At 55.8% G+C, this 12,412-nt stretch carries 10 protein-coding genes and 1 riboswitch; all 10 genes read right to left on the reverse strand.

The window, feature by feature from the left end; genetic code table 11:
* Positions 1 to 21: 21 nt before the first annotated feature.
* The 10 genes from ACQ4MS_RS16485 to ACQ4MS_RS16530 all read right to left on the reverse strand — a co-directional run bounded on the left by ACQ4MS_RS16485 (position 22) and on the right by ACQ4MS_RS16530 (position 11,553).
* Positions 22 to 516, reverse strand: coding sequence for a hypothetical protein (locus ACQ4MS_RS16485; protein ID WP_431095713.1), 495 nt, complete (start codon positions 514 to 516; stop codon positions 22 to 24).
* Between the two features lie 134 nt (positions 517 to 650).
* Complete coding sequence (locus tag ACQ4MS_RS16490) at positions 651 to 1,088, reverse strand: type IV pilin protein (protein ID WP_431095714.1); 438 nt, start codon at positions 1,086 to 1,088, stop codon at positions 651 to 653.
* 20 nt (positions 1,089 to 1,108) lie between these two features.
* Entirely contained in the window at positions 1,109 to 5,776 is a 4,668-nt protein-coding gene (locus ACQ4MS_RS16495; protein ID WP_431095715.1) for a pilus assembly protein, read from the reverse strand.
* Positions 5,773 to 6,357 carry a pilus assembly PilX family protein gene (locus tag ACQ4MS_RS16500; protein ID WP_431095716.1) on the reverse strand — a complete coding sequence of 195 codons (585 nt, stop codon included), beginning with the start codon at positions 6,355 to 6,357 and terminating at the stop codon, positions 5,773 to 5,775. Before ACQ4MS_RS16500 ends, ACQ4MS_RS16495 begins: the two co-directional genes overlap by 4 nt.
* Positions 6,354 to 7,286: a PilW family protein gene (locus tag ACQ4MS_RS16505; RefSeq protein ID WP_431095717.1), complete on the reverse strand. Its 933-nt coding sequence runs from the start codon at positions 7,284 to 7,286 to the stop codon at positions 6,354 to 6,356. The genes ACQ4MS_RS16500 and ACQ4MS_RS16505 overlap by 4 nt, the downstream gene beginning before the upstream one ends.
* An 8-nt stretch (positions 7,287 to 7,294) precedes the next feature.
* Positions 7,295 to 7,885, reverse strand: coding sequence for a type IV pilus modification protein PilV (gene pilV, locus ACQ4MS_RS16510; RefSeq protein WP_431095718.1), 591 nt, complete (start codon positions 7,883 to 7,885; stop codon positions 7,295 to 7,297).
* A gap of 13 nt (positions 7,886 to 7,898) precedes the next feature.
* Positions 7,899 to 8,480 carry a GspH/FimT family pseudopilin gene (locus tag ACQ4MS_RS16515; protein ID WP_431095719.1) on the reverse strand — a complete coding sequence of 194 codons (582 nt, stop codon included), beginning with the start codon at positions 8,478 to 8,480 and terminating at the stop codon, positions 7,899 to 7,901.
* An 85-nt stretch (positions 8,481 to 8,565) separates the two neighbouring features.
* Complete coding sequence (nrdR, locus tag ACQ4MS_RS16520; protein WP_431095720.1) at positions 8,566 to 9,015, reverse strand: transcriptional regulator NrdR; 450 nt, start codon at positions 9,013 to 9,015, stop codon at positions 8,566 to 8,568.
* A 100-nt stretch (positions 9,016 to 9,115) separates the two neighbouring features.
* Positions 9,116 to 10,360, reverse strand: a complete 1,245-nt coding sequence (glyA, locus tag ACQ4MS_RS16525; protein ID WP_431095721.1) for a serine hydroxymethyltransferase — start codon at positions 10,358 to 10,360, stop codon at positions 9,116 to 9,118.
* Between the two features lie 46 nt (positions 10,361 to 10,406).
* Positions 10,407 to 10,536: riboswitch (ZMP/ZTP riboswitch) on the reverse strand.
* A 135-nt stretch (positions 10,537 to 10,671) separates the two neighbouring features.
* A complete protein-coding gene (locus tag ACQ4MS_RS16530; RefSeq protein WP_431095722.1) occupies positions 10,672 to 11,553 on the reverse strand; it encodes a transglycosylase SLT domain-containing protein in 882 nt (293 codons plus the stop codon).
* Between the last annotated feature and the right edge of the window lie 859 nt (positions 11,554 to 12,412).

Genomic DNA, 12,412 nt, shown 5'->3' on the forward strand with positions numbered 1-12,412 from the left:
ATTGAAGGACTCGACCTATCATTAAAGACCAAAAGTTGGCGGCGGGTCTATGTGAATAGAAATATGCTTGCGGCTCGAAACCGAGATGCCGTCTTTAACGGCTGGTGTGAAACGTAACGTTAGCAGTTGTTTAAGGCTATCGGCGGAGTCACCGCAGTTATCCTGATCAAGACATCGTACGAGCACCGTGTTTCCAGTGTGATCAATCCAGAGTTCCAGTTCTATGGCTTGCAAGCCTAATGGCAAAGATTGTTTCAGAATCTCTTCAAACCGCTCTTCTGGTAGCGCTGTTTCGTCCACCGCATCGGCCTCCAGAAAATTCTCGATGTCTAAGGCTGCGCCTTGACTGTCAGTGCTGGAGAAGGCCACGGCACTGATGGATAGCTCATCAGGATGAAGGCCCGGATGTAGGGCGTGGAGTGGTTTGATCGACGTAATGTTACGAGCCCTTGCGGGCTCGTAACTGCTTTGCCGGCTATCCTCAGCACTCAAAGTGGGGATTTTGTATAGGGTCATCGAATGCACCGAAGCGCTTCGAGATATTCTTGCTGGAGGAGAGCGGTGCGCTGAGTTAAAGACAAAAAAAACTGAAATATGAGCGGCGCACACCAGCACCAGGAGTACACATCTCCACCACCAAGACATTTATGTCACTTTAGACATTTCGGAGCATCGCTGGCACTTGCAGTCGGGACGGTAATCGAACCAAAATTCGTTTTCACGTATGAACCGCATTTGTCACCAGCCATCGAATTTATGGGTGCTGCCGTAACGGTGTACGCCGCAGCTGATACGGCGAGGGTCACTGTGTAATTGGCCCCGCCTGTACTGGGGACTGCTGAAAATCGTGCGCTGAAACCTGCATTCACATTGTTGGTTGGCGGGTTGCTGGCGTAGTTGTTATTTTCAGTGTAGAACCGCTCCAGCCACCCATCGGCCTTTAATACCTCGGCACGTGCTTCCGCGCGCTTTGAGCGCTTGACGTACTCTGAGTACGATGGAAGCGCTACGGCAGCCAGAATTCCAATGATAGCCACCGTCACCATCAGCTCGATCAGCGTGAATCCACGCAGTTTTTGAGTATGCATAGCTTTTCCTCGTTGCATGTTTAGCGATTGCGGAGAATTTCACGCCAGGTCAGGCGCCCGTCGCTACAACTTCCGTAACGCAACGTGGTTTCCACACCACCTGTACCAAGAGCTGACAGCTTACGGAATACACATTGATTGGCATCTTTCGGGGCCCACGGCGGGTTGCACGTTGCCGGATCCAGACAGAGCACGCACTCGGTCGCGGCCGCCGGGTTACACACACAGTTGGGGCTACCTGGAATGCAAGCAGTGGTGCTGGCTGGAGGTGTCGGTTTTCTATAGATACCACCTCTACCAATTTCAAAACTGTTATTGGAGGTGGTTCCTGCCGCCAAAAAGCCGTTTATCGCAGGTGCGCCATCAACTGCGTTGGGTATGGGGCTTCCAGTGATGGGGTCCAGATCCATAGTAATGCTTACGCTATCCACACGGCAACCATCTGACGTCCCGTCAGGCGCAATAGACTTTATTGACACCCTGTTGCTATCTTCAGCCAGCAAATTGAACACTATCCCCTCTGAAGGTAAGGGAAGGTTCACATACCACCCATCTTTGTTGGTGTAGTTGACGGTGTTGTTCTGAATATATCGGGTGGGAGCCGAAAAAGTAGTCGACTTGTGAACCAGGTCAGTGAGGCCCACTGTGAGAGTGGACGTATTGCCAGGACGATCATAAATACCATAAATAGTATTGGTGAAGGACACTGACATTGGATAGTCGGTACTTTCAAGTGACTTACCGGTTCCAAATACAAGCTGGTACCCCCCATTCGGATGAGGGAAGGGCTGAACCACCGTGCTGATAGGTTGAACCACGGCGGTTGTACTACCCGTGATGGTTGTGCTGGCCTGGTACAGCGGTACGTTGCTTGTGGTCGCAACTTTCCAGAGCGCCGGGTCGCTATTGCTTACGTCAAATTTCCAGACATTTCCTTTCAGATCGCCTGCATAAACGACGTTGATCGCACCGTTGTTATCGGTATCGATGGCAATTGGTATGCCCAGTCCGTTGTCGGGTCCATTACCCGCGGTTCCTGTCGGGATTTTTATGTAATGTGTTCCCGCCGTCCATGTTGTTGTTCCGGCGCTGGCTGGGCCATCAGCGAAGAGGATAAATAGTGCTGCTTTGCCACTGGTGCTGTTATATCCGTTGCCATAAATAGCCGCCCATTTACCGTTGGCCATATAGCCGGTTTGAAAAGGCTGCCCGTTTGACCGGGAGGAAGGACGTCCCACGATATAGCCCATATCCGGATCGCCCGTGGCTTCAGTGAATTCCCATTTAGCTACCGCAGTGGACGCTTCCGTGATGTTTTGGGGCTTGGTGACATTCAGGGCATAAACCCCTTTACCACCCCGTCCCAACGTGCCGAAGAGATAGGTCGACCAGGTGCCTCCGACCTTCATGTCGGCAGCCATCACGCTGCCGTCCACATTGATACTGTTTGTTCCCGAATTGAGCGCAAAATCCTTGGCGGTAATTGCTGAAAGCTTGGAATAAGGCGCAGTAGCTGAAGTGGTGTAGAGCGCGCGTGGCACATAGGCAAACAATTCATCTCCTGTTGCTCCGTTGATGGCATGCAACATACCGTCATTGGCGGCCACAAACACAGCATTGGTAGCCGTATTGTTGGTTCGGAAGGTGTTGTATCCACCCCCATAGGCCGAATTGGTATAGCCGGCAGATGGCGGCCCCACGAACCATGGTGTGGAGTTAATGATTGCGCCCAGTTTGGTCGCGGGCCGGGCCCGTAACCCACCCGCTGCAGTTTCATTCGTGTTGTCGCCCCGGAGCCAGTTCAGGCGGTTTTGACCGGTTGCCACATTGTTAACAGCGCCGGTTTGCGGGTTGGTTCGCAATGCCGTTTGCTGCGCTGCGTCCAAATTGGTCCACCTGAATGGAATCGTTCCCGTACCGTTCAAGGAAAGTATTCTTCGCCCTGTATCCCAGTTCTGGATGGTGAGTTTCGCACCAGCGTCCCAGTCAGGTGACGCGGAAAGCAAACCGTTACTTTGAAAGCTGAACCGCTGGAACTGGCCGCTGGCGTCGGCATCGGCCCCTCCGCCGGCAGGTTTAATGCTGTGGGAGCTCTGGTAGGCAAAGCCCCCTGCATCGGTTCGTGCGGATGTAGCGGCAGGAGCTGCTCCGCCGGCTTTCAGGATGGTTGAAAAGACCTGCTCCAGTGATTTTTCCAGCTGCGCAGGGTCGACGGCATAAAAGAAATTATCGGGAATGCCATCTGTACCCGTCGATCCATCGGCTTTCTTAAGATCCCAGGAATCGATGGGAAGAACAGAGCCAAGGGTGTATGTGGTCGTCTTATCGCGATCAAAGCCGCCGTATTTGGCGGCATACCACAGCGGATCCTGAAGTTCTTCCCCACTGACACCCACCATGGAATAGGCGGCTGTGGTTGCGGTCTGTGCGACCTGGCAATTATTGCAACCGCCGGTGCCATTTACGTTCGTGGCGGGTGTTACGGTGATATTGCGCGGATCGTTGTAGTCGAAACCTTCAATGCCGGAGTGGAAGTGGATCCCGTCCTTTCCGTTCGTACCGGTAATGGCGTAGCCAAAACCTTGTGGTTGGCCAGTGGCCTCGGCGGCAACGTAGGTCTTGATGCTGATGGTTGTACCAACCACGGAGTATTCAAGAATGCCCAAAACGTCCTGGTCATAGTCCCCGCCTTGTTCGGAGTCTTCCCAGTTGATGAGGTATTTGCCGGCCGTTGGGGTCTGGGTAACGACTTTGAAATCGACCAGTGTTCCGCCGCCACCGGTGCCGACATCCAGACGGTAGGCGGGTGAAATAAATACAAACTTTCCAGGCTGGCCTGGCACAGGAACCTTGATGCGGGGATTACCTGTGGCAAGAGCGACGCCGTAGGTATCCACCCTGAACGCGCGCCTGTTATTGGCCGGAATTGTGAAATCGCTGCGAATCGGCGTGGTGTGCGCGTACAGCGCAGCACCGGCCATTTTGTACCCTCCGAACTGGGTCGGAGCCTCAGGGCAGACACCCGTCGCATTTGCCAACGATGTGACTCCGGTAAAGGTCAGCGCCTTGTCACTGCAATAGCCGTTATTGTTCGTTCCATTGCGGCCAATCGGCCACGTCTTGCCAGCAGCAAACAAACCTTCCGCTGCACCAATCTGATTCGTGTAGGTGTCCACCGTGGTCGTGGATAAGCCTGAAATACTTGACGCCCCGGTCCATTGGTCGTTGTCAAACGATGTCACGCTCGCATTGAAATTCACGACACTGCTTCTGCGGCACAACCTGTCGCCAAAAGCCGCGACGGTGGTCGTTGCAAAAGGATCCGACCATGCCGTGATCGTCAAGCCCAGGCTGGTGTCCCTGGTTGCCGGGGAGGCCACGTAAGCAGCGGTGGCTGTTTTCCCCGCAAGGTATCTGAGCGACTCCAGGTACATCTCACCCAAAGGGTTACCCCAGCTGGAACACTCCCCGTCTACCAAGCCAATTTGCTGGAAATTACATCTGCCGACAGTGTTTTCATAAGTGCCATCGGCGTAGCTGTATCCGTAAATTTTGAGTTTGTTGAGCGCGGTCACAATGCCGTTGAAGTTTTTGAACTGACCATCATCAATATCGACCTCGTCGGTAAAGGAGGCCACATTCTTGCGCAGCACGCCGCCCGAGATGTTTTTGTCGAAGCTTCCTGTCATTAGCCCGAAAGCAGCTTCATTTCTTTCTCCATACTTTTGGAGCAGTCCAATGGGTTTGTAATTTCCCAGCGGGTAAAGTTTGCAGCGCGCTTCTTCGTCTGCGGTGAGCCCGCCGGTCAAGCCGGTTTTGCAAACTTCCACCCTGGCGGTATAGCTGCCTGCCGCGTAGCCCGTTCCGAGTCCTTTGCTTGCACGGGACGGATTGGAACTCGCCGCGTTCAAGCCGGTCAATGCAGGATCATTTCCGTTGGAGGCGGCCTTGTCTTCACTCCAGTAACATTGCCAGCGCTCGTTGGCGTTCCACAATGAATAGTTTCCGTCCGCAACAAGAATGGACGGTGCAGCAGTATTGCTGAAGGAGGCGTTGCACAGCGTGATTTCCGCCTTGTTAAAGGGCGTCAGCTTGCTGATGTCGGCGCCCACATAGTATTTCGCGAATGCATGGGCATCTGTCGGCAAATGGGCGCGTTCCAGCACCGTTAATGAGGTGCCTGAAACGATCGAATCATCCGTGCTTCTGAACCCGCCATAGAGAATCCGGCGAACCACGTCCATGCGGGTCATGGTTGCCCAGTTCATGAAATTGCCGCTCCATTCCGAGCTACCGCCGGTGTAGTTGCAATAGCCGTCACTGGCAACTTGCCTGGTCGGGAAAAACCGGTTGTTGGTGGTGCTGTACTGGTAGCAGCGCTGGTTGTCAAAATAACCGTAATACTTATAGGCGTGCCTGTATTGGGTCTCCGGAGCACCGTCACCGTCGAGGTCGGAATATTCGTTGTAGGCCTTGTAAAAAAGCTGATGGTCCCGTGACAAGTTGAGCATGACCATTGGCGCACCCTTAATCTCTGAAAGATAAGGTGGCAAAGGTGTGAAATTCACCGCGTGCGTTTGTAGTGCAAGCAAAGCGCTGCCAAATAACAGGAAAAACTTGAAACGCTCCCTGATCCAGACATAAACGGTTTGTTTTTTAAACCAAGATATTCCGTGAGTAGTATTCATAGGGGGAGTGCCTTAACAGCGGATTGAAGCATGATCTGTGTGGAGGTGTTCGCGCCAAAACCTACGGCCGTAATGCGATACACGGTTGAGTCGCCAAGGGGGAAGTACTCAAGTAAATAACGCGGCTGCTGTGCCACGACGGGAAGCGCCGCTGCACCTGTGTAGGTGCCGTAAGCGACGCTTGCACCGGTAGTGGTCCACTTGGCGGCATCCTCCCAGACAGGTGTTGCGATCGCTGAGGAGTCACATCTGCCCAATGGACAAGTGGCGTCGAAGCCGTCACCGCGGTTAATCAGTTCAGTCCGACAGCCGGCCGTTGTTGGTGTGCACAACGATTTATCGACGCGCAAGTTTTTAATATCAAGCTCCGCATCGCGCAAGGCGGCTTCAGCTGCCTGAAAAGCCAGATTGCGGTCAGATTCATTTCGTGCAATGCGTGAAGAGAAGGTCGAGCTTTGCATGGCAGTAATCCCGAGGGCACTCAGGATCACAAGGAAAATCATGACAATAACGAGCGATATTCCTCGCTGACCTGGCATTCGCGGCTGCATATCAAAACGAAAACGATGAAAGCTGTTCATGCTGGCGTCCTGTTTCGTAAGTTCACGATGCTTGTAAACCGTCGAAAGCTCTGCGAAGGTGGTGGCGTGAAGCTATTGCCATAACAGTCAGTTACCTGCGTTGCGGTGTCATTGCCGGAGGGCTGGATGGATTTGGTCAGAACACACAACTCCACGGCCACTACCTGAGACCACGTCCCTGCGGTTTCGAGAGCCGTGGCTGTGTTGCCGCCTTGCGCGGCATTTTTGTCGATGGCGGATGGGGTCAGGTAGGTTGCTGCCATCTGGTGGACGCCAGGGATGAGCGGCTGTGCCTGGAATGTCGCAGTGGCTCCCGCCGCTGTCGTGGGGTCGGTGACGCAGCTCAATTGACCCATCGTGGTAGTTCCATAGGGCGTCTGGGCGGTGGCGGTGGAGATAAAGAAATATGACCTTACTTCATAGGTCGGGCTGCCACCCGCAGGATTACTGGGAACGGTGACAGGCGCGTTACCCAGACAGTCGAAACCTTGAAATTTCGCGCCAGATGTATCGTACGCGTCTGTATCGTAGTAAACGCCAATGGAGGCAGACCGCGTAGTCCCTGCGGGGGTAGATGTCAGGCAAGCCAGGTCTGCTGTCGAGGTGGCGGATTTGGGGTTGGTCATTCCAAAGTCACAGCCGCGAATTTTCAGGTCGCTAGGACCTTGGGGGCCGTTGGCCTTGGGGTCGATTGAAACGTACCCGGCACTTTGTATGTTTCGTGCGAGGAGGTTGAGAGCAAATCGGCCGTTTTCCTCCATTTGGGAGTTTTCGGAGACGGCGTTAAAGGCTTGCTTGGAGTACAGATAAGTCGATGAAGCAACAATTGCCAGGACCAGCCCAATGACTAGGCCAACCATCAGCTCGATCAATGTCAAGCCCAAGTTTTGCTTAGGCCGGGATCCCTGCGGGACTTGTATGGAACGCATGGCTGTTCTCATGGAATGATGTCGGATCTGGAGCACCGGACTCCGGCGGGCGTGGCAGCCGCCGCCGGGCAACAGTTTCGCCAGGCGATGCCGACGGTTGCGGTGGTGCAAACGGCTGAGGACTGAAGGACGCCGGTGTTGTTAACAAAGTCCTTGTCCATGTACATGGCCGTGACAGTAAACCCCGTATTGCTGGCACCTTCAAGGTTCACTGCACCGCCTGGAAGCGCTGTTTGAGCCTTTGCGATCCATGCGGACAGGTCGTCATTGGCAATCTGTGCCGTCGTGCAGGCGGCGCCAGAGGTCCGGCAGCTGTTGCTGACGATGGCTGCGGTCTTGGCTGTCGCATAGTTGGCGGTGTAGGTGTAGTTGCCGTTGGTTGCTCCGGCAGGGTTCGCCCTTATTCGCTCACCAATGTCACTCGTCAGTTCGGCAACCCGGTGCGTCGCCCACGAGGATTTTTGGTATGCCATTGCGTTTAACTGTAAGCCTGCGATACCCATTAAGCCCAGCGACAGGACAAGAATGGAAACCAGCGCTTCAATCAGCGTGGCGCCGCGCGCGTGGCGGCGCAACTGGGTGATATTTTTCAGTTTCATGGTGAGGTCATGGTCAAAATGCGTCACATTGGTTGGCAGAGTACGAAATAACCCTGGCACGCCCTGGTTTGCTGATGCAAACTGATCTTCCGTATTTGTATTCGTAGTCGACATCCGACGCTGCAACTGCGTGAATGTTAAATCGATGGGCAGTTTGTGACATGCCGACTGCGCCAAACTTTATGTTCGCAGCACCTGCCGGCCTGACAAAAGCCATTTCGGTCCCATTGACGTCCATCGCAGGTACGGTTTTGAGCAAAACGTCTCCTGCGTTTCGGGTGTCGCTGCCATCGACATCCACAAATACCTGGGTTTCATACTCATTCCAGAACTGGGAAGCTGCGCAGGTGATGGCGGCGTTGCTTTTTGGGCAGATGATCACCGATTGATTGCGGGTGATGGCTTCACTGCGCGCGTAATTAATCAGCCCCACGAATCCATTGACATTGGAAGAAAGACGGTTGCTGACAATGAATGACTTCATGCTTGGCAGTGCTACTGCCATTAAAACGCCCAAGATCGTCACTGTGATCAATAACTCGATCAGCGTGAAACCCTTTTGAGGGCGCCCGATGCGTAGTGTGTGAGAATTCATTGGCAAAGTGTAAGCAAGCCCTGTCCAAAGCTTGCCGCCGCCCATCGCGGCTAATGCGCCATCCGTCGTGCCAAGTCTTGCTTTTTTAACGCCTTACTTCATCCACGAGGGTCTTGAACTCGTCAATATCCTCGAAGCTGCGGTAGACGCTGGCAAAGCGCACATAAGCCACCTTGTCGAGCTTCTTCAGCTCGCGCATGACGAGTTCACCGATCCGGTTGGAGGCGACTTCGCGCAGGCCCAGGCTCAGCAGCTTTTCTTCAATCCGCTCTATTGCCGAGTCGACCTGTTCGGTGCTCACCGGGCGCTTGCGCAGTGCCAGGTTCAGGGACGCCAGGACTTTGCTGCGCTTGTATTCGATGCGCCGGCCGTCTTTCTTGACGATAGACGGGAAGGTGACGTCCGGCCGCTCGTAAGTGGTGAAGCGTTTTTCACACGCGCCGCACTGGCGGCGGCGGCGTATGAAGTCGGCATCCTCGGCCACCCGGGTTTCGACAACCTGGGTTTCGAGATGGCCGCAGAAGGGGCATTTCATGGGATGTAGCCCGAAGTTGAAGGTGCAAATCGGCCTTCAGCCCAATCAGGACGTGCGCAAACAGCTATCAAAATCATAGTGCCTGTGCTGTCCGCCATGGTCAGCGATAGACCGGGAAGCGGCTGGTCAGGGCGTGGACCTTGGCGCGAACGGCTTCAATGTTCGCTGCGTCGCGCGGGTTGTCCAGCACGTCGGCGATCAGGTTGGCTGTGGCGCGGGCTTCTTCGTCCTTGAAGCCGCGGGTGGTCATCGCCGGGGTGCCGATGCGCACGCCGCTGGTGACCATCGGCTTTTCCGGGTCGTTCGGGATCGCGTTCTTGTTGATCGTCATGTGGGCGCTGCCCAGCACAGCTTCGGCTTCCTTGCCGGTGATGCCCTTGGCGCGCAGGTCCACCAGCATGACGTGGCTTTCGGTGCGGCCGCTGACGATGCGCAGGCCGCGCTGCGTCAGGGTGTCGGCCACGATTTGCGCATTCTTCACGACCTGCTGCTGGTAAGCCTTGAACTCGGGCGCCATGGCTTCCTTGAAGGCCACGGCCTTGGCGGCAATCACATGCATCAGCGGGCCGCCTTGCAGGCCGGGGAAGATGGCGCTGTTGATGGCTTTCTCGTGCTCTGCCTTCATCAGGATGATGCCGCCGCGCGGGCCGCGCAGGCTCTTGTGCGTGGTCGAGGTCACGATGTCGGCATGCGGCACCGGGTTGGGGTACACGCCCGCGGCCACCAGGCCGGCGTAGTGGGCGATGTCGACCATGAAGATCGCGCCGACGGCCTTGGCCACCTTGGCGAAGCGCTCGAAGTCGATGCGCAGGCTGTAAGCCGAGGCGCCGGCGATGATCAGCTTGGGCTTGGTTTCGTGGGCCTTGCGCTCCATCGCGTCGTAGTCGATCTCTTCCTTGTCGTTGAGGCCGTAAGAGACGACGTTGAACCATTTGCCGCTCATATTCAGCGCCATGCCGTGGGTCAGGTGGCCGCCTTCGGCCAGGCTCATGCCCATGATGGTGTCGCCGGGCTTGAGGAAGGCCAGGAACACGGCCTCATTGGCTGATGCGCCGCAATGCGCCTGCACGTTGGCGGCTTCGGCGCCAAAGATGGTTTTGATGCGGTCGATGGCGAGCTGCTCGGCCACGTCGACATGCTCGCAGCCGCCGTAGTAGCGGCGGCCGGGGTAGCCTTCGGCGTATTTGTTGGTGAGCTGTGAGCCCTGTGCGGCCATGACGGCGGGCGAGGCGTAGTTTTCGCTGGCGATCAGCTCGATGTGGTGTTCTTGCCGGGCGTTTTCGGCCTGGATGGCGGCGAAGATTTCGGGGTCGGTTTGTTCAACCAGGATGTTGCGGTGGTACATGGCAGTCCTTCAAGACTTGAATCCTTGTCCTTTGGTGAAAGGAAGCAAGGGCTGCCCAGGCGAACGGCTGAACGCTTCGGCCCAACGGCTTTCAGCGGTGCGCTTCCCAGTGGTGTCCCACGTCAGCTCCAATGGTTGCGAAAACCTTGAGCCTATCGCCAGTTGCGCACCTCGTTAGTGTAACTGAGGGCGCCCGAAACCCGCCACTTCCAGGTTACTCACTGCGGCCCGGGAAGCAAAAAGCCGGGGCGCTTTGGCTGCGGCCCGGCTTTGAGGCGGTGAATGCGGCTCGAAGGCCGGCAAGCGACCCATCAGGACTGGTTCAGCAGCGCCACCTTTTCAGGCGTTTTGATTTCAGCTTCCGGTTTGGCCGGCAGGGAGGCCGGGACCGGGCGCGATGTGCCGGGTGCGGCAAAGAAAGGCGTTGGTGTCCCGCGTTTGGAGGCAGACGCCACCACGGCCAGCAGGCGGGCGTGCTCGCTCATCACTTTGCTGGCGTAGCCGCCGTCGTCGTCCATATTGGCTGCGCCCACATAGTATTTGAGGCCGCCTTCGATGGAACCGGCGCGGGCGATGCATTCCTGCAGCACCTTGACGCCGACACGCAGGTTGGTCACCGGGTCAAACGCCGCCAGGTTGCCGCCGAAGTTGTCGTATTTGTCGTGGTGCACTTTGGTCATGACCTGCATCAACCCCTGGGCGCCCACCGGGCTTTGCGCGAACGGGTTGAAGCCGGACTCGATTGCCATGATGGCCAGGATCAGGGTGGGATCCAGCTTGGCTTTCTGGCCGATCTCGAAGGCTTCGGCCACCAGCACGCTCAGCGGTTCCGGGGCCACGCCGTATTTTTTGCTCAGCCAGTACGCCACCGCAGCCTGCTGGGACGGCAGGTCTTTCGGGTTGGACGCCGTGGCACGCTCAATGGCGCCAGGCTCGGTAAAGCCGATGGCGGCTTCCCGGCGCTCCTGCAGCCAGGTCATGAGTTTGAGTTCACCGGCCTGACGCAAGTCGGGACGGGCTGTCAGGGTGATCACCGCAAACACGACGGCAAGGCCCAAAAGGGCAAAGCTGTTGTGGGTAATCTCGAAAAAGCCTTGGGCGATGTCATCAACAATGTTGGAAACACTGCTTTGCACATTTTTCACGTGTGCAGCGACATTCAGGTTAAGGCCGAATTGTCCTAGCGCTGTCATAGCACTCCTTTCTACGCTTGCAGGCCCTTTGGGGGCCAAGCAGGCTTTGATTGGGTCGCCATCAAACCAAGGCAAGCCTTGTGGGTGTTGACCCTTGTTTGACGTTGCCGGCTTCTTGGAAGAATAGGGCAGCGGGTTCGGGTTGTCCCTAGGATTCGTGGGACTGGCGGGATTCTATGGGGTTGGTTAATAACCTGTCAATAATAACAAATTGATTCTTTATATCAAAAATGCAAATAAAAACCTTGATTCCCGGCAAAACCGGTCTGAATCAAGGCATTTACGGGCGCTTTTTGAGACCAAGCTCTAAGTTAGGTTTAGCCCATAAAAAGTGGGATCAGCCCTTCACGGGTCCGGTTGTAGGCCGTTTTCGACGGCTGATGTAGTCTTTTTAGACCGACCCTGGGCTCCTGGCGGGTCTCCAAAGGCAGTGGCAATCACATCAGGCGCTGCGATTGAAAAGATGGTCTTGCCTGGGGCGCCCAAGAGGTTTAACCTGCAATTGCCTGTTGATTCAGGCATCCAACCAGGTAACCAACCCCGGTAAAACCGAAAGCAATCACTTGCTTTCATCGCACTGTGAGACGATTACTCTCTCCTTTGCGGAACCCCGACGGCATGGTCATAAATGCCCGCCGTCAGCCCCGGCCAGTTTTACTGACCGGGGTTTTTATTTGGGGAGCCCATTGTGTTGCCTGTCGGCGCAAGCCCGGCACGGGTATGCCTTTGGATGGTCATTCCGCTCGCTGCCCAAAAAACTGAGTAGCCAGCGGCACGCCATCACATTCGGCCCGATCACCCAGTTCATCCGATGCGCCCGACCGAACGCGGGCAGCCTTTGAGTGACTGTCTTTTTCAA

This window comes from Polaromonas aquatica (genome assembly GCF_050626995.1).
GTDB classification, from domain to species: domain Bacteria; phylum Pseudomonadota; class Gammaproteobacteria; order Burkholderiales; family Burkholderiaceae_C; genus Polaromonas; species Polaromonas aquatica_A.